Origin of the sequence: Aquamicrobium sp. NLF2-7, from assembly GCF_022359935.1 — a bacterium.
Lineage (GTDB): Bacteria > Pseudomonadota > Alphaproteobacteria > Rhizobiales > Rhizobiaceae > Mesorhizobium > Mesorhizobium lusatiense.
Genome location: NZ_JAKSED010000001.1, coordinates 172,150 through 191,000 on the forward strand (window position 1 = coordinate 172,150; position 18,851 = coordinate 191,000).

Consider the following 18,851-nt stretch of genomic DNA (forward strand, 5'->3'; position numbering starts at 1 on the left):
GATTTCTGTGCCTATGCCGAAGCAGAGCAGGCCGGATTGCCACTTTGCCAGCGTGTAATATCAGCACTGATGCGGGAGCCGAGGGCATCGCCCATCAGCGGTCCGAAAACATCGACGCGACTTGAGTTGCCGGTCGCCTGCACCACCAGAAGCGGCTTGGCGCCGTAATTTCGTGCAGGAACTAGGAGGAAGCGCGGCGTGCCTCCGAAATTATTGAGCTCATTGGCCATCTGGTAGGAACGGAAAGCGGGATCCTTGCTGGCAAACCAGCATTTGTAGGCTGCCGTCGCCACCTGTTCCATAGATCTCAGGGCCGCGCTCTTTCCTGTGGGTTGCGAAGGCGCTTTTGAGCCTGACTGACAGGAGGCGAGCGCAAATGTCGCCGCGACCAGCACCGCAAACCTGAGTGTCATCGAGGTAGCCGTCATCTGCCCGCCTATATCGAACCGCAACTCTTTCAGCAGAAGCCACGCCGCACCGGGGCGGGGCTGCCACAGTGCATCAGGCCGCTATGCCCAGTGCACTTTCAAACAAGGCACGGCCGTCGGTCCCGCCATGCGCTGCTTCAATCAGATTTTCCGGGTGAGGCATCATGCCAAGGACGTTGCCCTTGTCGCTGACGATACCCGCTATGTCGTTGACGGAACCATTGGGATTGGTGCCCTCCGCATAGCGGAACACCACCTGTCCCTGACCTTCCAGCCTTGCCAGCGTCTCCGCGTCGGCGAAAAAGTTGCCGTCGTGGTGCGCGACAGGGCAGCGGATGATCTGGCCGGCCTGATAATTGCGCGTGAAAGAGGTGTTGGCGTTGGCCACCTGAAGCTTCACCTCCCGGCAGACGAATTTCAGCGAGGTGTTGCGCATCAGCGCGCCGGGCAGCAGGCCGGCTTCCACGAGAATCTGGAAGCCGTTGCAGACGCCGATCACCATCACGCCCCGGCCAGCAGCTTCCGCCACGGCGCGGAGGGCCGGCATGCGCGCAGCGATCGCCCCGCAGCGCAGATAGTCACCATAGGAAAAACCGCCGGGAATGACGATGAGATCGACATCGGGAATGGTCGTGTCGGTTTCCCAGACGGTCACCGGCGGCTTGCCGGAAATCTTCGTCAGCGCCGCGATCATGTCGCGGTCGCGGTTGAGGCCGGGGAGGAGGACGACGGCTGACTTCACTTCAGGCGATCTCCACCGCGTAGTTTTCGATCACGGTATTGGCCAGAAGCTTCTCGCACATGGCCTTGAGGTCGGCTTCGGCTTTTGCCTTGTCGCCATGGGTAAGCTCGACATCGAACACCTTGCCCTGACGCACGGGACCAACGCTGTCGAAGCCCAGTCCGCCGAGCGCATGCTCGATGGCCTTGCCCTGCGGGTCGAGCACGCCGTTCTTGAGAGTTACGATAACGCGGGCCTTGATCACGCTCAGATGCTCCTCTCGGAAAAGGTCAATGCGGTTTTGTGCCCTTGGGCAAACCGGATGAAACGAGTACCGGGCCGGTGGGGCGCGGCGGTTCGTTCTCGTTCATGATGCCGAGGCGGCGGGCCACTTCCTGATAGGCCTCGACGAGGCCGCCCATGTCGCGGCGGAAACGGTCCTTGTCGAGCTTGTCCTGAGTGGCAACATCCCACAGGCGGCAGGAGTCCGGCGAAATCTCGTCAGCGACGACGATACGCATCATGTCGCCCTCGAACAGGCGTCCGCATTCCATCTTGAAGTCGACGAGCTGGATGCCGACGCCGAGGAACAGGCCGGAGAGGAAGTCATTGACGCGGATGGCGAGCGCCATGATGTCGTCGATTTCCTGCGGGCTTGCCCAGCCGAAAGCGGTGATGTGCTCTTCCGAGACCATCGGGTCGTCCAGCGCATCGGCCTTGTAGTAGAACTCGATGATCGAGCGCGGCAGCACCGTGCCTTCATCGATGCCGAGGCGCTTGGCCAGCGAGCCGGCGGCAACGTTGCGCACCACCACTTCAAGGGGGATGATCTCCACTTCCTTGATGAGTTGCTCACGCATGTTCAGCCGGCGGATGAAATGGGTCGGAATGCCCATACGGTTCAGATGGGTGAAGATGTGCTCGGAAATGCGGTTGTTGAGCACGCCCTTGCCATCCACCACTTCATGCTTCTTGGCGTTGAAGGCGGTGGCGTCGTCCTTGAAGAACTGGATCAGGGTGCCAGGCTCAGGTCCTTCATAGAGAATCTTGGCCTTGCCTTCATAGATGCGGCGGCGTGACTTCATCGCGGTGTTTTCTCTGGTTGGAAGGGAGGGCCACGGCGACCATCCCTTTACAGGCCGCTGTTGCGGCAACCATGGGGCTCAGCCGGGTCTCTAGCGCAAACGAACCGTTTGCTCAATTGGAATCGCGGACATGCACCGCTTTCGACAGCTGTTGAGGCACATGCGGCCGGATCGCGCCATGCAAGATCGCATATTGACCGCCCGGCAGCCTTTTGGTTTGTGGGTTGTGAGCCCATATTGCATGGGCAATTCGAATCGCTTGCAGCCGGAGATTAAGGCCATGACCAATATGAAGGACCGTCAGGAGGGCTTCGAGCGCAAGTTCGCGCTGGACGAAGAGCAGAAATTCCGGGCAATCGCCCGCCGCAACAAGCTTCTGGGCCTCTGGGCCGCCGAAAAGCTCGGCAAGAGCGGCGCCGATGCGGAAGCCTATGCCAAGGAAGTGGTGCAGGCCGATTTCGAGGAAGCGGGCGACGAGGACGTGTTCCGCAAGGTGCGCAAGGATTTCGACGCCGCCGGTGTCGCACAGTCCGACCACCAGATCCGCCGCACCATGGAAGAATTGCTGGCGACTGCCGCCGAGCAGGTCAAGAACGGCTGAGGCAGCGGCGTTGCGCGAGGTCTTTCAGCTTCGCCGCACGCCTGATCGAGGCTGAGAAATGGAGCCGCCCGGTCATTCCGGGCGGTTTTTCGTTTAAAAGACAGAAGGTTCCGGTCTTTTCCGGAATCAGATTGCGAGAAAAACATGTCGCTCAAACAACGCCTTGAATCCGATGCGGTGGTGTTCACAAGCTGGTCCGGCGTGCCTGATGCTTTGACCGTCGAGATCATGGCAGCGCAGGGCTTCGATGCCATCACGCTCGACATGCAGCATGGCGGCCATAACGAAGACAGCGTTCTGCGCTGCCTCGCTCCGGTTCTCTCCGCGGGAAAGGCGGCAATCGTGCGTGTGCCGGTGGGCCGCTTCGACATGGCCAGCCGTGCGCTCGATTTTGGAGCCGAAGCGGTCATCGCGCCGATGATCAACTCGGTGGCGGATGCGCGGGCATTCGCCGCCGCCATGAAATACCCACCGCTGGGCGGGCGCTCATGGGGCCCGACCTATGCCTTTCCGCGCCACGGGCAGGGCGATCATCAGCAATGGCTGCGGACGAGCAACGAACGCACGCTGTCCTTCGCAATGATCGAGACGCGTGAAGCGCTGGATGCCCTGGACGGCATTCTGGCCACGCCGGGCATCGATGCCATATTTCTCGGGCCAGGCGATTTCTCGATCGCGTGGACCGAAGGCCGTCAGGTCGACTCGACGCTTGAGGCGATCATGGAGACCGTGGCTTCGGTGGCGAAGCGGGCGAGGGCGGCCGGCAAGCACGCAGGCATCTATGTCACCGATCCGGCAATTGCCGGCCGTTTCGTGGATATGGGCTACCGCCTGCTCGCAACCGGCTCGGAGCACCAGCTCATTGCGCAGGGAGCCGCCGGCCTGCTGTCGAGCCTGAAGCAGTCCGTCGGCTCCAGATAGGGCGCCTTAAAGGCGGCTCATGAAATGGGCAAAGGTCATTGATCCTTCCGGCCATGGGCCATGACCGGAATCGGCGTTGATATGGCCCGATTCCCCTGCATCGATGAACAGCGAGCCCCATGCCGAGGCGATGTCTTCAGCCACCTCGAAAGCGCAATAAGGATCATTGCGGCTGGCTATCGTGATCGAGGGAAAGGGCAGCGGATCGCGGGGATACGGGCCGAAGGTCATCAGATGCCTGGGCCTGATGGCGGGATTGGCGACATCCGGCGGAGCGACCAGAAAGGCGCCTGACACCGGCTTGTTGAAAAGCGGCAGCGCATGCATGACCGTGGGCACGCCGAGCGAATGGGCGACAAGGACGACCGGCTTTTCAGCCGCGTTGACTGCGTTGGCGAGCGTCGCCGTCCAGTCCTCGCGCACGGGTTTCGACCATTCCGCCTGCTCCACCCTGCGCGCGCTCGACAGCCGGGCTTCCCAGCGGGATTGCCAGTGATCGGGGCCGGAATTGGTGTAGCCGGGAACGATGAGGAGTTCTGCGTCTTTGACTTTCATGGGCCGCATGTAGCGATGCTGTTTTGCCGGTGCAAGCCCGGTACAGCCCACGGCGCAAAGCGGTTGCCGTGCCTCAAAGCTCCATATGCACGATCTCGATCGGATCGCCGCCGAGCCCATGTGAGAAAAACCCTCGTCCTACGGGGCGAAAACCTTGGCTCCTATAGAAACCCTCTGCATTGATCGTGGATTCAATGCGGATGGGGCCTTCATGGTCGCGCCACGCATTTTCCACCCCGATTGCCAGAAGACGCTTGCCGAGCCCATAGCCCGCCACCCGTTCCAGAATGAACAGGCGAGTCACCTCGCCGGGTTCGGCATCGACGAAGCCCACGATCTCACCCTCGAGTTCGGCAACGACCATACGCCCCTGGGCGATCAGCTGTTCGTAATAGTGCGGCGTACGTGCGCCCATCCACCCCTCGATCTGCTCCGCTGAGTAGTGGTCCCTTGCCAGAGCGCGCACGGAGAGCCGTGTGACCTCGAAGACGGCAGCGCCGTCGCCTGTACGGGCGGGACGCAGGTGGGGAGAGGGGGTTGCGCTCATGGGAATGATCTCATCTGGAAGGAAGGAATTCATCTTAACATGAGGAATTGCGGCGGGGTCAGGCATACTGGCTTCTGGCACAAGCAGCCGGTCGATCAGCAATAATTGTTATCGGAAAAGTGAACGAAATGTTCGATATCTGCATTATTGTATGAACAACATCGTTGAACGATATTGAGGCTGAAAAATCGTGCCGGAGGTTCCCTTGAAACTGACACGACGCAGCTTTGCCGGTGCGGCCGCCGTTCTGCCCTTCATGGTTGGAGCGGGTGGAGCGCAGGCGCCTCGAATGGAGACAACAATGAGTGGACTTCCCTTTGCCGCCACGACGCCGGTCAGCGTTTCCCGCGTCGGCCTGCGCGCCCGCGATGCCGAAGCGCTGGCCGCCTATTACCGCGCGATCGTCGGCCTGCAGGAGCTGTCGCGCGACGGCGAGACGATCACGCTGGGTGCCGCTGGCCGGCCTTTGCTGGTGATTGAATCCGACAAGTCCGCGAAGCCTGACAATCCGCGTTCGGCGGGCCTGTTCCACACGGCCTTTCTGTTGCCGTCACGCGCCGATCTCGGGCGCTGGATCAACCATGCCATAGCCGACAAGATCAGGATCGACGGCGCCTCCGACCACATCGTGTCCGAGGCCCTCTACCTGACCGACCCGGAAGGCAATGGCATCGAAATCTATGCCGACCGCCCGCATAAAGGCTGGAAATGGCAAAACGGGCAGGTGGAGATGGCCACCGCGCGCATGGATGTCGAGAGCGTCATCGGTTCCGTCCCCGCCGGCGACGCCGGCTGGCATGGCGCGCCTGAAAATACGGTTGTCGGCCATGTCCATCTGCGCGTCGGCGATCCGTCGCAGGCTGAGAACTGGTGGCACAAGGAATTCGGGTTCGACACCGTGGCGCACTATGGCGACAAGGCCGTCTTCATGTCGTCCGGCGGCTATCATCACCACATCGCCGGCAACATCTGGCAGAGCCCCGGCGCAGGCCGTCGCGACCCCGGCCGCAGCGGCCTGTCATGGGTGGAGATGCGGTCGTCGCAAGTCTCTACCGACACCAGCCGCGAGGATCCGTGGGGCACGGTGATCCGGACCGTTCCCGGCAAAGCGGCGTAACCATCGGAACCTGCCGTCGCGAAGTTCTTTCCCTCGCGGCGGCAGAGAAAGTTACCGCCGTGCTTCGGTGGCCATCCTCACCGCCAGCGCAGCCAGAACGGTGCCCATGACCCAGCGCTGGAGAACGGCGAAGGACGGGCGCCGCACGAGAAAGAGCGCGATCGTGCCGGCCGATATGGCAATCATCGCGTTGACGATGACGCTGATGGCAATCTGTGTCGTGCCAAGGACGAGAGCCTGCGCAAGCACGTTTCCGTTTGACGGATCGATGAACTGCGGCAGCAGAGACAGATACATGACCGCGATCTTGGGGTTCAGCAGGTTGGTCAGGAATCCCATGAGGAAAAGCTTGCGGGGACTATCCTTGGGCAGGTCGCGAACCTGAAACGGAGAGCGTCCGCCGGGACGGAAAGCTTGCCAGGCAAGCCACAGGAGATAGGCGGCTCCGGCGAACCGGATCGCATCATAGGCGTAAGGCACGGCCATCAGCAGTGCCGTGATGCCGAAGGCCGCGCACAGCATGTAGAACACGAAGCCGAGCGCCACGCCGCCGAGCGATATGAGCCCGGCCGTGCGCCCCTGAGAGATCGAGCGCGACACCAGATAGACCATGTTCGGCCCCGGCGTGAGAACCATGCCAAGCGCGATCAGGGCGAAGGCCAGAAGGTTGTTCGGATCGGGCATCGGGATACTCCGGCATGGGAGAGTGCCTGCTGTCATGCTTACAGGATATTTTCGCAGACGAATAGTCAGGCCACATCCTGCGTCCGGATGCTAACACTCCTGACATGTTCTGATCGCGCTATGTGCCAGATGAAGCGGAGGTCCGGGGCCGATTCCATTTCCGGGCAAGGAGTTGTGCCATGCTCAAGGTTATCGCCGAAGACTTCATCAAGCCGGATCGCATCGGCATCGTCACGCCGCTTTATGCGGATCTGGTGGAAAAGACGCGGCAGGAACCGCTCTGCATCGCTTATGATCTGTTTGTGGACCAGAAGGATGCCGGGCATTTCGTTTTCATCGAAGAGTGGCCGGATCGGGCGGCGCTGGATGCTCATTGCCGCAGCGAACACTTCAGGCGGCTGGTGCCGCTCATCAATCAGCACCAGCGCAGGGACGGGACGTTCATTCTGATGGATGCGTTCGCGTCCTGAAACTCCTGTCCACCTGCCGGTCGCGAGACAGGCAGGTGGTTAATCGAGGGGCTTTCAGCTTTTGCCGAACACCCGCCTGAAGATCGTGTCGACATGCTTGGTGTGATAGCCGAGGTCGAATTTTTCGCGGATTTCAGCTTCGGAAAGGGCGGCCGTCACTTCCGCGTCAGCCAGCAGTTCCTCAAGGAAATCCTTGCCCTGTTCCCAGACCTTCATGGCGTTGCGCTGCACGAGGCGGTAGGAATCCTCGCGCGATACCCCCGCCTGCGTCAGCGCCAGCAGCACACGCTGCGAATGCACCAGACCGCGGAACCGGTTGAGGTTGCGCTCCATGTTTTCGGGATAGACCAGCAGCTTGTCGATCACGCTGGTGAGGCGCGCCAGCGCGAAGTCCAGCGTCACGGTCGCATCGGGGCCGATCATACGCTCCACCGAGGAGTGCGAGATATCGCGCTCATGCCAGAGCGCCACGTTCTCCATGGCAGGGAACGCGTAGGAACGCACCATGCGGGCGAGGCCGGTGAGGTTCTCGGTCAGAACCGGATTGCGCTTGTGCGGCATGGCCGAGGAACCCTTCTGGCCCGGCGAGAAATATTCCTCCGCTTCCAGAACCTCGGTGCGCTGGAGGTGGCGGATTTCGATGGCTACGCGCTCGATCGACGAGGCGATGACGCCAAGCGTGGCAAAGAACATGGCGTGGCGGTCGCGCGGGATGACCTGCGTGGACACGGGCTCCGGCTTGAGGCCGAGCTTCTTGGCCACATGCTCTTCCACATAGGGGTCGATATTGGCGAAGGTGCCGACCGCGCCGGAAATGGCGCAGGTGGCGATGTCCTCGCGCGCATGCACCAGCCGCTCGCGGCAGCGGCTGAACTCGGCATAGGCTTCGGCCAGCTTTACGCCGAAGGTGGTGGGCTCTGCATGGATGCCATGGCTGCGGCCGATGGTGACGGTGTCCTTATGCTCGAAGGCGCGGCGCTTCAGAGCTTCCAGCAGCGTGTCGATGTCGGCCAGCAGCAGGTCGGACGCGCGGGTGAGCTGCACGGCAAGGCAGGTGTCGAGTACGTCCGACGAGGTCATGCCCTGATGGATGAAGCGCGAATCCGGGCCGACAAACTCGGCCAGATGGGTGAGGAAGGCGATGACGTCATGCTTGGTGACGCGCTCGATCTCGTCGATGCGCTCGACATCGAAGGTGGCGCTGCCGCCCTTTTCCCAGATCGTCTTCGCGGCTTCCTTCGGGATGACCCCAAGCTCGGCCAGCGCGTCGCAGGCATGGGCCTCGATCTCGAACCAGATGCGGAAGCGGGTCTCGGGAGACCAGATGGCGACCATTTCCGGCCGGGAATAACGGGGGATCATCAGCAGGCCCTTAACTCTAGAGGGAAGTCGTCCGCCTCCTAACAGAGTGAGCGCCGATGCTCAACGCGGGATGATCGATGCCGGTCGCGAAAAGGCCGGACAGATGCCCGGCCTTCCCGTAAAATCGATCTGCAGAATCCTCAGTACTTCCCGGTGACTGCCATCCAGCGATGGTCGGGACCCTCGAAGCCAACCTTCTGAACGGCAATCAGCACGGCATAGTGGCTGACGCTGCCCTCGCTGGCGAAGGTCTGGATCGCGCCGATCGAATATCCGGTCGGGCAGCCACGGCTTTGCGGTATCGACTTATCGTCATGCACGAGCTGGTTCCTGCCGCCATCGGTGGCGTCGATGCGCATGAGGCGGAAGCCCTGTGCCTCGCCCATGCCGTGGCACTGTTCCAGCGCGCCGAAGGGGATGGTCTCCAGACGAAATTCCAGCGGCTTGTCGATGGCCGGGAAGACAGGGCGCGGATTGACCGCCATGCGCGACGGATCGGCCGAAAGCTCGGTGACGGCGTTCTGGCCGGCCGTGTAGCCGCGATTGGCAGCAAGCTCGGCCTGTTTGACGATGGCCTCGCCCTGTCCGCGCGCCTTGTCGCGGGCGGCCTGAAGTGTCGCGCTCTCGTCATCGATGCGCACGCGCACGGGCGAGCCCTTCACATAGCTGTCGGTTGCCGTGTCGATGTAGTAGCGGTTAGCGTAAGGGAAGCCGGAGCCGTCCTGCACCCCATATTCCTCGAAGGCGAAGACATTTCCATTCTGGCTGAAGCCGAGAATGTTCAGCTCGGCCGTGTCACCAGAATGGGCGGCGGTGGCACAGACACCGGCAAGGATCAGAGCGGACGAAAATGAGGCGAATCGCAAGGCAGGCTCCTGTGGAATGAAAGCAGGGTCATCAGCCCGTGCTTTCGCCGGAAAATCAGGCTTTATAATGGGAAAGGTGAATTGCTCCGCACGTGGCGGGATCATTTTTCAGGGATCGGAAACGATGATTTTCGTGGCCCCGTCTTCGTTGCGTTCGATGCGGATTTTCCCGTTGTCGGGTATGGGTGGCGCGCTGATGACCGTCGGCTTGTGACTGTCCAGATTGGTGTCGGAGAGAAGTTTCTTGCCTCTCATGGTCTTTTGCCGCTTAAGCTGATCGAAATAGAGGGCAGACATGCGGCTCTCCCAACAATGGTTAGGATCAGGATAGAGACGCTGCCTCCGTGCGTCCAGCCATCATGGGCATGTGATGCTCAACTGGCCGACCACACCGGAAACGGATCGCCTTCCACCCGCGTCGCGGCATGTACTCCACGCGCGATGGCCCGCGCCATGGTGGCGCCGGCGACGGCGCCGAGTTCGATGGCCTGTTCGGGCGATACCGTGATGCCGCTGCGCCCCGTTGCCAGTGCGAAGACCAGATCGCCGTCGAACGGCGTGTGGCTCGGCCATATCGCGCGGGAGAAGCCGTCATGGGCAGCGATGGCCAGCCGCTTCGCGGCGGCTTTGGTGAGGACCGCATCCGAGGCTATGATGGCGATCGTCGTCGCTGCGCCCTGCGGTTTTTCGCTGAATTTCAGGCGGATTTCGCGGGCATCGTCCGGCATCGGTGAGGGCAGGCCGAGCCCGCCGAACTCGTCGCCGATTTCGAAGGGCGAGGCCCAGAAATGGCGGCTGCGTCCCATCGTCACCGACCCCAGCGGGTTGACCGCCACCAGCGCGCCGACGGTGATGCCATTGTCGAGAACCGTCGAGGCCGAGCCCAGCCCGCCCTTCAGGCCGGCGGTTAACGCGCCGGTGCCGGCTCCCTGCGTGCCGATGGCGAAATCCGCGGCGGCGAGGCGAGCCGCTTCATATCCGAGTTCGCGATAGGGCGGATAGCGGCCCCAGTCCTTGTCGCCGCCATTGGTGAGGTCGAACAGGATGGCGGCCGGCACGATCGGCACAACCTGGTCCTGTACGGCAAAGCCGACGCCCTGTTCGCGCAGAAAGGCCTGCGTTCCGGAGGCGGCATCGAGCCCGAAGGCGGAACCACCAGCCAGCACCACGGCATTGACGGCCTCAACCGTGTTGTGCGGCTCAAGCAGGTCGGTTTCGCGGGTGCCGGGCGCGCCGCCCAGAACCTGCACCGCCGCCACGGCCGGCTCGTCGCACAGTACGACGGTGACGCCGGACCTGATGCGCAGGTCAGCGGCATTGCCGACGCGAAGTCCGGCGACATCGGTGACGAGGTTGCGCGCACCCGTACGGAACATCACGGAACCTCCTGTTCAGCGAAACGCTGCCCGTCGAAACGGAACAGGCGATAGGGGCTTTGGGTCAGATCGCCTTTTTCATCGAAACGGATCTGGCCGATGGCTGTCGAAAACGCCTGTTGCGACAGAGCGTCCGCCAGAGGTTTGCCGCTTGCGGCGGCCTGTTCGGCAATCTGCACCGCCGCATAGGCCGGCAGGGCATAGCCCTCGGCAAGCTCGCCGGCCGCATTGAACGCTTCAATCACCTGCGGGTCCGCCATTTCCGACCATTCCGGCAGGCCGATCATCAGCGTCCCGGTTGCGAGCGGAACGTCTGCGACGGCGGCGCGCAGCGCTTCGCCTCCGGCGAAAGTGATGCCGGCATCCAGCCCGGCGGCATCGCGCGCCATGATCGCGACGTCCTCGGCTTCGCCGCCGACGAACACATGCGTGGCGCCGGCGCGGCGAAGACGTCCGACAAGGGCGATCTGGTTGTCGAGGCCGGGCCGGAACGTGTCCGTGAAAACCGGCTTGAGGGCGGCCTGTTCAGCCTGCGCGCGCAGCGTTTCCGCCAGTTCACGGCCGTAGATCGTGCCGTCGTCGACAATGGCGAAATGCTGATCCTTCCACAGCCTGGTCAGGATCGAGGCGACCGCGTTGCGCTCGCCGTCGCCGCGAGGCCCGAGGCGGAACACCGGCCAGCCGCTGCGGGCGCGCTGGTCGGTCAGGCTGTCGGCGCGCACGCCGATGGCGATGATGGGGATGCCCGCTTCCTTCACGATTGGCGCTGCCGCCTCGATGGATTCGATGCAGAGAAACCCGATGGCCACCTTAACGCCGGCCTGAACCAGCGTTCTGGCGGCGTTTGCACCGCCCTCGGCCGAGCAGGCATCGTCGGCGATGGTAAGGCTGGCCTGTTTGCCGGCCCCAAGCGTAGCGCCGGTCAATATCTGCTTTCCAAGCAGTTCCGAGGGACCGGAAAGCGGCGCGACAATCCCTGCTGCAGGCTGCTCCGCATGGGCGCCGCCGGTGAGCATGAGGCCGGTCAAGGCTGCTGCAAAGGCCTGTGCAATGCGCATTGGTGCCGAAATATATCCCTGAAGGGTCCGTGCGTGTTCGCTTTGCTGTAGAGGTTGCAGACTTCTTAAGCAACATGGCACAGGGTAAGGAACGAAACAGCCCGTCTCGCCCGCCGGCCTTGCTTGTGGCCTGTGAGCGACCGCCTTATATAACCGTCTGTCGCAAACTGGATTTCCGCTGGTGCTGAAGAAGAACGATATCGGACCACAGGCTTATCGCGATGCGATGGCCCAATTTGCCGGACACGTCCATATCGTTACCACCGATGGTCCGGCCGGGCTGAGAGGTGCTACGGTAACCGCGACCTGCTCGGTATCCGACACGCCGCCGATCGTTCTGGTGTGCCTGAACCGGGAAAATCCCAAGAACGAAATCTATCTGGCCAACGGCAAGTTCGCGCTCAATACTCTGGGCGAGCAGCACCGTCCGCTTGCCGCCTCCATCTCCGGCCAGACCGGTATCGCCGATATGGCCGAGCGTTTCAGGGCAGGGAAGTGGGACCGGATCGCAACGGGAGCACCGACGCTTGAGGATGCCGTGGCTGTGTTCGACTGCGAACTCATCGACACCAAGGATGTCGCCACACATCGTGTCCTGTTCGGGCGTGTGGTTGGTCTGCGGATAGGTGAGCCCCAGCGGCCGCTGATCTATCACGATCGCCGGTACGACGTTCTGTAGTGCGCGTCACATCCGGACCCGCGCTGTAACGGCTTGATTCAAGGGGAGAAGCAAGGCGTGGGAGTGCCCGAAAACATTGAGGAAATTAACGATCCGCTTCGCGTCGCGGAGGAATGGCTGAAGCAGGGGCGGCAAGTGGCGCTTGCCACTGTCATCGAGACATGGGGCTCGGCGCCGCGTCCCCCCGGCAGCCATCTGGTCGTTGATGCAGACGGCAATTTTCAGGGCTCCGTTTCCGGAGGCTGCGTCGAGGGGGCGGTTGTCTCCGAGGCGCTTGACGTGATTGCCGCTGGCAACCCAAAGCTGCTTGAGTTCGGTGTTACCGATGAGACGGCATGGCAGGTCGGGCTGTCCTGTGGTGGACGCATCCGGGTGCATGTCCGAAAGATCGGGGCCCCGGAACAAGGCGATCTGGAAACGCTGAACGCTGCCCGCCTCTCGCGCAGGGCGGTGCTTGTTGCGACCGATCTGGCTGATGGCACAAGCAGCCTGTTACGGCAGGGCGATGCCGTCGACGCGGCGATGAGCGATGCTGTCGAGCAGGCGCACCGTACCGGAAGATCCCGCAGCGTCGAGGTTGACGGCAAACCCCTGTTTCTCAATGCCTATGTGCCGCAGCCGCGGCTGGTTGTCGTCGGCGCCGTGCATATCACGCAGGCTCTGGTGCCCATGGCGCGTCTTGCCGGCTATCCGGTCGAGATCGTCGACCCGCGAAGCGCGTTCGCAACGCCCGAGCGCTTTCCGAACGTGCCATTGCATGCACGCTGGCCGCAGGACGTGTTGCGGGTGGACGTCCCGCTGGACAGTTACACGGCCCTTGCCGCGGTCACGCATGATCCGAAGATCGATGATGTTGCGGTTCGCCTCGCGCTCGAAGCCGGCTGCTTCTACGTTGGCGCGCTCGGCAGCCGCAAGACGCACGCCGCCCGTGTCGCCTGGCTTGCGGCTGCGGGCCTGAGCGCGGAAAGCGTGGCGCGTGTGAGTTCTCCGATCGGCCTGAACATCGCGGCGGCCAATCCGGCCGAGATAGCAGTCGCCATACTGGCCGAAGTCATCCAGTCGTTCCGCCTGCGCGGGTTGCAGGCGCGGGACGATGCGGTATGAGACGCGTTTTCGTTCCGCTGCTGTCCCTGCTGCTGCTCGCCGCCTTTTCGGCCAGCGCCCGATCGGCCACGCTGAAACCCTACAAGGATGACCTGTTCGCCTATCCCGCTCTTTTATCGGGAAAGCCCGGCGATCCCTATTTGGTCGTCGATTATCAGGAAATGCGCGACATCAACGGGCGCGACCAGATTCCCGAGCGCAGGGTGAAGGGTGCCTATGTATCGACCGGCGTGCGCAAGGTTCAGAAGGATCTGGCGCTGAAGACGGAGACTGGCACCATCCGCCATTTCGCCGTGGGGCACACCGAGGGTGCCAGTCTCATCGTGCTTTATCTGCACGGGCAGGGCGGAAGCCGCCGTCAGGGCGTCGACGATTTCACCTTCGGTGGCAATTTCAATCGCATCAAGAACCTGATGGCGCAAAATGGCGGGCTTTACCTGTCGCCTGATTTTTCCGACTTCGGCGACAAGGGCGCCGCCGAGATCGCGGCCCTGATCGGCCACTACCGGGCGCGCTCGCCAGATGCGAAGATATTCGTGGCCTGCGGCTCCATGGGCGGCGCGCTGTGCTGGAAACTGGCCGCCGGCAAGGGTGAGGGGGCTGCGGTGAGCGGGCTGCTGCTGCTGGGCTCCCTGTGGGATGACAGCTTTCTGTCCAGCCCCGCCTTTCAGCGGCGCGTTCCGGTTTTCTTCGGGCAGGGCAGCCGGGATCCGGTGTTTCCGGTGGAAAAACAGGAAGCCTTCTTCCGCGCTATTCTGGCAAAGTCGAAAACCTATCCTGCGCGCTTCGTGCGCTTCGAGACGGGCACGCACGGAACCCCGATCCGCATGACGGACTGGCGCGAAACGCTCAACTGGATGCTGTCCGAAGCCAGATGATCCGTCGGTTCACGGTGCCGAATTGTAGTCGAGAACAGTTTCGGGATTGATCTGGCCGTCATAAGACGCATCGACATCATACTGGACGAGCGCAAACCTGCCATTGCGGAACAGCCATGTCGCCGTTGAAGAGGCATCCCCAACGCCGCGCCATTTTGCGTGCGAAACGATCATGTGACTGGCTTCATCGTAATCGGCATTCACCAGCTCATCGGTAACGGTGTATCCGATGACGTTCACGGCCTCCAGTTCGCCTTCGGGATCGTTGTTGGCGTAGTGAATGTCGAGATCCGGCTCGGAGAACTGAAGCTGGCGCACGCCGCCGTCCTCGTCGGATATGAAGAAGGCGAATGTCTCGTTGTAGGCGCCGCGCATGCACAGGAAGCGGAACAGCCGCGCTTGCCTTTCCGCATCGTCGGTTTTGGTGCTGTAGCGGATCGTATAGGCGGACGGTTCCTTCGCCTCATCGCCCGAGGTGAGGGCGGCATCGCAACGATCGCCATAGTTCGCTGCGAAAACGACCCTGGCCTTCTCAAGCAGCGTATCGCGCTCGGGAACCATCTGGCCATCCTCGCAGCTTGAAGGAAGCGCCTTGTCGAAATCCGATGTGCTGGGCTCCAGCGCTCCCTTTTCGATATGCAGCGGCCTGAAGGGCGGTTCCTGCGTCTGGGCACTGAGCTGGCGCAGCGTATAGCAGCCGGCGAAAACCTTGCGGCTGCCATCCTCCTGCTCGGCGCGGATCGCCACAGGCAGGGTGTAATAAATGCTGCCGGCAGCACCTTCCTCCAGAACGCCGCCGGTTTCGACATCGACCGAAACCGTGCCTTCATAGCCCCTGGCAAAGCTCTCGAAGTCGGCCGCTGGCTTGGTTTCGCCGAAATAGTCCCATGCGCGCGCATATTCGTGGCGATTGATGGCGCTGTAGAGCGAACGGATCAACGCCGCGGGATCGGAACGATCATCGATATAGGGGGCATCCGTCTGCGCTGCAGCCTGTGAGGAAACGGCCGATATCATCACGCACCCGCCGAGGAGCGCCACAAAGGTCCGCGCCAAGATTTCTTTCATGAGGCTGTCTCCTGCCTGTGCCGGTCGCCGGAATGGTTCCGGTGCTGACGAATCACGAATTTCCGTCCGGAATTTCGCGAAAACAAGGCAACTGACCGTCTCATGAAGCGCCGGCACGGCTGCCGCAAAGACAAGCGAGGTGTCTCGGGACAAGCTTATGCGACGAGCCAGCGATTCGCCATGCAGCGGAGCGGCGGCTCATGATCAGCGCAGCGACATCTCGCGGGCGATTCTGGGGAAGTCAGCCGGTTTGATGCCTATATCGGCGCGGTCGGCATTGCTCATGGCGTTGAGCAGGGCGAGCGCCGTGCGGTAGCGCACTTCTTCCTGAGGGCGGGGGCGAGCGAAAAGTTCGGTGACAAAACCCATGACAGGGCTCCTGCATTGTCCTCCCGCTTGGCCTTCAATATACCTTGTTTGTGACGATTGTGCGGTGCAGCATTGGCATGGCAGATATGCAGGGGCACAATTTAAAGTTCTTCGCATATCAGGCATCCATTTTTAACCGGCGGGCAATAGAATCCGCATCCGTGAGAAACGGGGGGAGGCTGCCATAGCCAGCAGCACCAAAATGGATTTTGCGTCTTTGCTGGACGATCTCTTTGCACCCCCTCGCGAGGAGGAGCCGGCAGCGCCGTTGCCGTCCATACCCTTCGATTATCTGGCTGTGGTGGAAGAATTGCATTCCGGACGAATCAGGGTTTCGGATGAGGCTCTGGCTGCCCGGTATCTGGAAAGCGAAACCGACACCGGCCTGGATTTTTCCGTTCTCCTCGATCAGGCGCGGGCCGCACTTGCGGGCGAAACGCCATCCCAGCGCGAAGAACTTCCGTCTATCGATCCGGATTGCATCGCGTCCGAGCTTGGCCTGGGCGAACCCGCGGTTAACCTGCGCGAGGTGCGCCGCAGGTTCGCTCTGTCGAATCATCCGGATCGAATGCCGCCGCATCTGCGCCATCGCGCCATGATCCGCATGCAGATCGCCAACATGCTGATCGATGAAGCGGGCCTGAAGAAGAAAAGACGCTGAGCCCGTATCGCGTTGCCGTCATTGCATCAGCCGCTTACATTGCTTCTGCCGAAGGTGGCTTTTCGCTGCCCGGGGAAAAGGGCAGGCCGACATGATGAAAATCCAGAAAGTGCCGGTGGACGACATTTACGTCCCGGCTGCGCGTCGCAAGACGCTGCACCCTGAAACGGTTCGCCATCTTGCCGAAGACATTCTCGAGAACGGCATGAAAACGCCTGTTCAGGTCCGCCATGACGGCAAGCGGTACATTCTGGTGGAAGGCTTGCACCGGCTGGAAGCCGCCAAATGGCTGGGCGAGCCTGCGATCGACGCTTATCTTGTGCAGGCCAGAAAACACTGAGCCGGCGAAGCTGCCATCTCTCGCCGCTGCAAAATTTCACGCATTTGCCATAGCTTAGTCGCCTTGGTGCCATTGGCGCGTCAAGATTGGGTTCCTATCTATGACCCATCGGCGGGGGCCGAATAAAGAGGCACGATATGAGCGCGAAACAGAGCAGGCTTGATGAGTTGCTGGACGACCCAATGGTCCAGCTTGTCATGCAACGCGACCGGGTAAACCCGAAAGGCCTGCGCTGGATGCTGGAGCGTGCGCGAGCCCGTATCGAAGATCCTTCGCTGCCGCCGGCCTATATGGTGGCGCGTGATTGCTGCGAGCAGAACATTGGCTGCTGAAAATCTTTCCGCCTCCCTTCAGCCGGCACACCGGGTGAAGGGAGGCGGAAAGGCAGGAAGGAATCGGGTGACTTTTCGCGTTCGCCCGCAAAAGTTAAAAATTTGATTCAAACTTTGTTGGTAATTCATCCTTCATAATTGTCTGCGAGTTCCGGAGTGGCTCCAGTCTGCCGGCCGGCCGATGTGTTTTGCGTACAGGTCCCGGATGCGTTCTTCAGCTTATCTTGCTCTTCTCGTTCTCGGTCTTGGTGTCTCCGGCTGCTCGTCGAGCGTCGGCATAGAGGACATTGTTCCGCGTCCGTCGCAGGAGACCACCAGCTCGATAGCGCGGCCGCTGACACCCTCGGCCCGGGTTGGAAATGCTGCCCAGACCGCAGATACGTCTGCGCAAAACAACAACTCCGATGCACTGGCAGCACTGGTCGAAAGCGAGAGCCAGTCAGACTCCGGCTTCGCCATGCCGTCTCTTGAGACGGCTGCGCTGGTGCCGACGCCCCGGCCGGCGACAAAGTCGCAAAAAGCCATCGATGCGGTCATTCATCCCCAGCAGTTCCGCGATGCCAAGCCGATCAATTTCGGCAAGGTCGCCCCGCGCCATTATGCGGTGCACGGCGTCGATGTCTCGCGCTGGCAGGGCGAGATCAACTGGCCCAAGCTGCGCAGCCAGGGCGCCAATTTCGCCTTCATCAAGGCCACCGACGGCGGCGATCATCTCGATCCGATGTTCATGAAGAACTGGAACGGCGCGGCTGCGGCCGGCATCAGGCGGGGTGCCTATCACTTCTTCTACTGGTGCCGCCCGGCCAGCCAGCAGGCGGACTGGTTCATCCGCAACGTGCCGAAGGTTGCAGGCGCACTGCCGCCGGTTATCGATGTGGAATGGAACGGTGAATCGCGCTGCCGCAAGCGCCCGTCGCCGGCACAGGTGCGCGAGAAGATGCAGGTCTTCATGGACCGGCTGGAGCGCCACTATGGCCAGCGCCCGATCATCTATACCGCCCCCGACTTCTACGCCGACAACCTGAAGGACGCGTTCCGGGACTATCCATTCTGGCTGCGCGCCGTCGCCCAGCACCCCTCCAAGGTCTATCCCGGCCGCAAATGGGTGTTCTGGCAGTATTCGGGGTCCGGCCTGTCGCACGGGGTCAAGGGCAACATCGACCTCAACGTGTTCAACGGCACCGAGGCGCAATGGCGCAACTGGGTGAGCGGGCGGCAGCTGGTGGCGGACGCGAACTGAACCATTCCGGGCGGCGGCGCCGGTCAGTTGACGATGCGGCTGCGGCGCATGTTTTCCCGGGAGAGAATATCGGCAGCCGGATGGCTGGCGATCGGCACGCCGATGTCCGCAGACACGTCGCCGGCGGCGATCAGCGCGTGATAACGCGCACAGCAGACGCGCAGGAATGACGTGAAATTGCCAAGGTCGTGATCGGCGTCCATGGCTTCGTGCCACAGGCGGGTGATGAGCTGCGCGACGCTCATGCCGTCGCGCAGCCCGATCTCGGTCAGCGTGTCCCAGAAATGGTTCTCGATGCGGATTGAGGTGGCCACTCCATCGATGCGCAGGCTGTGGGTACGGCTTTGCCACTGGCTGGCATCAGCCTTGATGAAAAGCTCACACATCGC

General features: G+C 62.0%; 26 protein-coding genes. 11 read left to right on the forward strand and 15 right to left on the reverse strand.

The genetic code is table 11. The features are described from left to right. Positions 1–11: 11 nt before the first annotated feature. From MIC97_RS00810 to purC, 4 genes are all read right to left on the reverse strand, one after another. A complete protein-coding gene (locus MIC97_RS00810) occupies positions 12–428 on the reverse strand; it encodes a hypothetical protein (RefSeq protein ID WP_239798469.1) in 417 nt (138 codons plus the stop codon). 73 nt (positions 429–501) lie between these two features. Then, positions 502–1,170, reverse strand: a complete 669-nt coding sequence (gene purQ / locus MIC97_RS00815) for a phosphoribosylformylglycinamidine synthase subunit PurQ (protein WP_239798470.1) — start codon at positions 1,168–1,170, stop codon at positions 502–504. 1 nt (position 1,171) lies between these two features. Further along, the gene (gene purS, locus MIC97_RS00820; protein ID WP_183829134.1) at positions 1,172–1,414 is read right to left on the reverse strand and encodes a phosphoribosylformylglycinamidine synthase subunit PurS; all 243 of its coding nucleotides are present in this window, start codon (positions 1,412–1,414) and stop codon (positions 1,172–1,174) included. Between the two features lie 25 nt (positions 1,415–1,439). Next, complete coding sequence (purC, locus tag MIC97_RS00825; RefSeq protein WP_239798471.1) at positions 1,440–2,234, reverse strand: phosphoribosylaminoimidazolesuccinocarboxamide synthase; 795 nt, start codon at positions 2,232–2,234, stop codon at positions 1,440–1,442. A gap of 280 nt (positions 2,235–2,514) precedes the next feature. On the opposite strand from purC, the gene MIC97_RS00830 reads away from it, so the two are divergent. Continuing rightward, complete coding sequence (locus MIC97_RS00830; protein ID WP_239798472.1) at positions 2,515–2,835, forward strand: DUF1476 domain-containing protein; 321 nt, start codon at positions 2,515–2,517, stop codon at positions 2,833–2,835. Positions 2,836–2,979: 144 nt separating this feature from the next. Beyond that, complete coding sequence (locus tag MIC97_RS00835; RefSeq protein ID WP_239798473.1) at positions 2,980–3,756, forward strand: HpcH/HpaI aldolase/citrate lyase family protein; 777 nt, start codon at positions 2,980–2,982, stop codon at positions 3,754–3,756. A gap of 6 nt (positions 3,757–3,762) precedes the next feature. Here the strand turns inward: MIC97_RS00835 and MIC97_RS00840 are convergent, their stop codons facing one another. Both MIC97_RS00840 and MIC97_RS00845 read right to left on the reverse strand, forming a co-directional pair. Then, on the reverse strand, positions 3,763–4,311 hold the full coding sequence (locus MIC97_RS00840; RefSeq protein WP_239798474.1) for an alpha/beta hydrolase: 549 nt from the start codon (positions 4,309–4,311) through the stop codon (positions 3,763–3,765). Between the two features lie 73 nt (positions 4,312–4,384). Beyond that, positions 4,385–4,858, reverse strand: a complete 474-nt coding sequence (locus tag MIC97_RS00845) for a GNAT family N-acetyltransferase (protein WP_239798475.1) — start codon at positions 4,856–4,858, stop codon at positions 4,385–4,387. Positions 4,859–5,159: 301 nt separating this feature from the next. Between MIC97_RS00845 and MIC97_RS00850 the strand changes: the two genes are divergently transcribed. Continuing rightward, on the forward strand, positions 5,160–5,975 hold the full coding sequence (locus tag MIC97_RS00850; protein ID WP_239798476.1) for a VOC family protein: 816 nt from the start codon (positions 5,160–5,162) through the stop codon (positions 5,973–5,975). A 51-nt stretch (positions 5,976–6,026) separates the two neighbouring features. On the opposite strand, the gene MIC97_RS00855 is transcribed toward MIC97_RS00850, so the two are convergent. Continuing rightward, positions 6,027–6,659 carry a LysE family translocator gene (locus tag MIC97_RS00855; protein ID WP_239798477.1) on the reverse strand — a complete coding sequence of 211 codons (633 nt, stop codon included), beginning with the start codon at positions 6,657–6,659 and terminating at the stop codon, positions 6,027–6,029. A gap of 179 nt (positions 6,660–6,838) precedes the next feature. Here MIC97_RS00855 and MIC97_RS00860 point away from each other — a divergent pair, with 179 nt between their 5' ends. Beyond that, a complete protein-coding gene (locus MIC97_RS00860; RefSeq protein WP_239798478.1) occupies positions 6,839–7,129 on the forward strand; it encodes a putative quinol monooxygenase in 291 nt (96 codons plus the stop codon). A gap of 54 nt (positions 7,130–7,183) precedes the next feature. On the opposite strand, the gene purB is transcribed toward MIC97_RS00860, so the two are convergent. From purB to MIC97_RS00885, 5 genes are all read right to left on the reverse strand, one after another. Further along, a complete protein-coding gene (gene purB, locus MIC97_RS00865) occupies positions 7,184–8,491 on the reverse strand; it encodes an adenylosuccinate lyase (RefSeq protein ID WP_239798479.1) in 1,308 nt (435 codons plus the stop codon). A gap of 140 nt (positions 8,492–8,631) precedes the next feature. Further along, on the reverse strand, positions 8,632–9,357 hold the full coding sequence (locus MIC97_RS00870; RefSeq protein ID WP_239798480.1) for a DUF2259 domain-containing protein: 726 nt from the start codon (positions 9,355–9,357) through the stop codon (positions 8,632–8,634). Between the two features lie 108 nt (positions 9,358–9,465). Continuing rightward, positions 9,466–9,654, reverse strand: a complete 189-nt coding sequence (locus MIC97_RS00875) for a hypothetical protein (RefSeq protein ID WP_239798481.1) — start codon at positions 9,652–9,654, stop codon at positions 9,466–9,468. Positions 9,655–9,731: 77 nt separating this feature from the next. Further along, complete coding sequence (locus MIC97_RS00880) at positions 9,732–10,733, reverse strand: P1 family peptidase (protein WP_239798482.1); 1,002 nt, start codon at positions 10,731–10,733, stop codon at positions 9,732–9,734. Then, the gene (locus MIC97_RS00885; protein ID WP_345773527.1) at positions 10,733–11,791 is read right to left on the reverse strand and encodes a branched-chain amino acid ABC transporter substrate-binding protein; all 1,059 of its coding nucleotides are present in this window, start codon (positions 11,789–11,791) and stop codon (positions 10,733–10,735) included. The genes MIC97_RS00880 and MIC97_RS00885 overlap by 1 nt, the downstream gene beginning before the upstream one ends. Before the next feature lie 181 nt (positions 11,792–11,972). Here MIC97_RS00885 and MIC97_RS00890 point away from each other — a divergent pair, with 181 nt between their 5' ends. From MIC97_RS00890 to MIC97_RS00900, 3 genes are read left to right on the forward strand one after another with little or no spacing between them, the layout of a single operon-like run. Continuing rightward, entirely contained in the window at positions 11,973–12,470 is a 498-nt protein-coding gene (locus MIC97_RS00890) for a flavin reductase (RefSeq protein WP_239798483.1), read from the forward strand. Positions 12,471–12,527: 57 nt separating this feature from the next. Next, entirely contained in the window at positions 12,528–13,574 is a 1,047-nt protein-coding gene (locus MIC97_RS00895) for an XdhC family protein (RefSeq protein WP_239798484.1), read from the forward strand. Beyond that, a complete protein-coding gene (locus MIC97_RS00900) occupies positions 13,571–14,452 on the forward strand; it encodes an alpha/beta hydrolase (protein WP_239798485.1) in 882 nt (293 codons plus the stop codon). The genes MIC97_RS00895 and MIC97_RS00900 overlap by 4 nt, the downstream gene beginning before the upstream one ends. A gap of 9 nt (positions 14,453–14,461) precedes the next feature. Here MIC97_RS00900 and MIC97_RS00905 read toward each other — a convergent pair whose 3' ends face one another. Continuing rightward, positions 14,462–15,520 carry a DUF1176 domain-containing protein gene (locus MIC97_RS00905; RefSeq protein ID WP_239798486.1) on the reverse strand — a complete coding sequence of 353 codons (1,059 nt, stop codon included), beginning with the start codon at positions 15,518–15,520 and terminating at the stop codon, positions 14,462–14,464. Positions 15,521–15,724: 204 nt separating this feature from the next. After that, positions 15,725–15,889, reverse strand: a complete 165-nt coding sequence (locus MIC97_RS00910) for a hypothetical protein (RefSeq protein WP_183829173.1) — start codon at positions 15,887–15,889, stop codon at positions 15,725–15,727. A gap of 202 nt (positions 15,890–16,091) precedes the next feature. Between MIC97_RS00910 and MIC97_RS00915 the strand changes: the two genes are divergently transcribed. The 4 genes from MIC97_RS00915 (at position 16,092) to MIC97_RS00930 (ending at position 18,462) form a co-directional block, all read left to right on the forward strand. After that, positions 16,092–16,550: a hypothetical protein gene (locus MIC97_RS00915; protein WP_239798487.1), complete on the forward strand. Its 459-nt coding sequence runs from the start codon at positions 16,092–16,094 to the stop codon at positions 16,548–16,550. A gap of 91 nt (positions 16,551–16,641) precedes the next feature. Further along, positions 16,642–16,890: a ParB N-terminal domain-containing protein gene (locus MIC97_RS00920; RefSeq protein WP_183829179.1), complete on the forward strand. Its 249-nt coding sequence runs from the start codon at positions 16,642–16,644 to the stop codon at positions 16,888–16,890. Positions 16,891–17,027: 137 nt separating this feature from the next. Continuing rightward, entirely contained in the window at positions 17,028–17,222 is a 195-nt protein-coding gene (locus MIC97_RS00925; RefSeq protein ID WP_239798488.1) for a hypothetical protein, read from the forward strand. 205 nt (positions 17,223–17,427) lie between these two features. After that, the gene (locus tag MIC97_RS00930) at positions 17,428–18,462 is read left to right on the forward strand and encodes a glycoside hydrolase family 25 protein (RefSeq protein WP_239798489.1); all 1,035 of its coding nucleotides are present in this window, start codon (positions 17,428–17,430) and stop codon (positions 18,460–18,462) included. Positions 18,463–18,485: 23 nt separating this feature from the next. Here MIC97_RS00930 and MIC97_RS00935 read toward each other — a convergent pair whose 3' ends face one another. Further along, positions 18,486–18,848 (reverse strand): ribbon-helix-helix domain-containing protein, encoded by a 363-nt coding sequence (locus MIC97_RS00935; RefSeq protein ID WP_183829189.1) that lies wholly within the window; start codon positions 18,846–18,848, stop codon positions 18,486–18,488. Positions 18,849–18,851: the final 3 nt, after the last annotated feature.

Excerpts from the sequence above, each read along its gene's own strand:
- MIC97_RS00835 (WP_239798473.1), top strand. The coding sequence starts at position 2,980 with ATGTCGCTCAAACAACGCCTTGAATCCGATGCGGTGGTGTTCACAAGC.
- MIC97_RS00925 (WP_239798488.1), top strand. The coding sequence starts at position 17,028 with ATGAGCGCGAAACAGAGCAGGCTTGATGAGTTGCTGGACGACCCAATG.
- MIC97_RS00885 (WP_345773527.1), bottom strand. The coding sequence starts at position 11,791 with ATGCGCATTGCACAGGCCTTTGCAGCAGCCTTGACCGGCCTCATGCTC.
- MIC97_RS00830 (WP_239798472.1), top strand. The coding sequence starts at position 2,515 with ATGACCAATATGAAGGACCGTCAGGAGGGCTTCGAGCGCAAGTTCGCG.
- MIC97_RS00920 (WP_183829179.1), top strand. The coding sequence starts at position 16,642 with ATGATGAAAATCCAGAAAGTGCCGGTGGACGACATTTACGTCCCGGCT.
- MIC97_RS00875 (WP_239798481.1), bottom strand. The coding sequence starts at position 9,654 with ATGTCTGCCCTCTATTTCGATCAGCTTAAGCGGCAAAAGACCATGAGA.
- purC (WP_239798471.1), bottom strand. The coding sequence starts at position 2,234 with ATGAAGTCACGCCGCCGCATCTATGAAGGCAAGGCCAAGATTCTCTAT.
- MIC97_RS00855 (WP_239798477.1), bottom strand. The coding sequence starts at position 6,659 with ATGCCCGATCCGAACAACCTTCTGGCCTTCGCCCTGATCGCGCTTGGC.
- purB (WP_239798479.1), bottom strand. The coding sequence starts at position 8,491 with ATGATCCCCCGTTATTCCCGGCCGGAAATGGTCGCCATCTGGTCTCCC.
- MIC97_RS00810 (WP_239798469.1), bottom strand. The coding sequence starts at position 428 with ATGACGGCTACCTCGATGACACTCAGGTTTGCGGTGCTGGTCGCGGCG.
- MIC97_RS00860 (WP_239798478.1), top strand. The coding sequence starts at position 6,839 with ATGCTCAAGGTTATCGCCGAAGACTTCATCAAGCCGGATCGCATCGGC.
- MIC97_RS00850 (WP_239798476.1), top strand. The coding sequence starts at position 5,160 with ATGAGTGGACTTCCCTTTGCCGCCACGACGCCGGTCAGCGTTTCCCGC.
- MIC97_RS00910 (WP_183829173.1), bottom strand. The coding sequence starts at position 15,889 with ATGGGTTTTGTCACCGAACTTTTCGCTCGCCCCCGCCCTCAGGAAGAA.
- MIC97_RS00930 (WP_239798489.1), top strand. The coding sequence starts at position 17,428 with ATGCGTTCTTCAGCTTATCTTGCTCTTCTCGTTCTCGGTCTTGGTGTC.
- MIC97_RS00935 (WP_183829189.1), bottom strand. The coding sequence starts at position 18,848 with ATGTGTGAGCTTTTCATCAAGGCTGATGCCAGCCAGTGGCAAAGCCGT.
- MIC97_RS00905 (WP_239798486.1), bottom strand. The coding sequence starts at position 15,520 with ATGAAAGAAATCTTGGCGCGGACCTTTGTGGCGCTCCTCGGCGGGTGC.
- MIC97_RS00880 (WP_239798482.1), bottom strand. The coding sequence starts at position 10,733 with ATGTTCCGTACGGGTGCGCGCAACCTCGTCACCGATGTCGCCGGACTT.
- MIC97_RS00900 (WP_239798485.1), top strand. The coding sequence starts at position 13,571 with ATGAGACGCGTTTTCGTTCCGCTGCTGTCCCTGCTGCTGCTCGCCGCC.
- MIC97_RS00845 (WP_239798475.1), bottom strand. The coding sequence starts at position 4,858 with ATGAGCGCAACCCCCTCTCCCCACCTGCGTCCCGCCCGTACAGGCGAC.
- MIC97_RS00915 (WP_239798487.1), top strand. The coding sequence starts at position 16,092 with ATGGATTTTGCGTCTTTGCTGGACGATCTCTTTGCACCCCCTCGCGAG.
- MIC97_RS00840 (WP_239798474.1), bottom strand. The coding sequence starts at position 4,311 with ATGAAAGTCAAAGACGCAGAACTCCTCATCGTTCCCGGCTACACCAAT.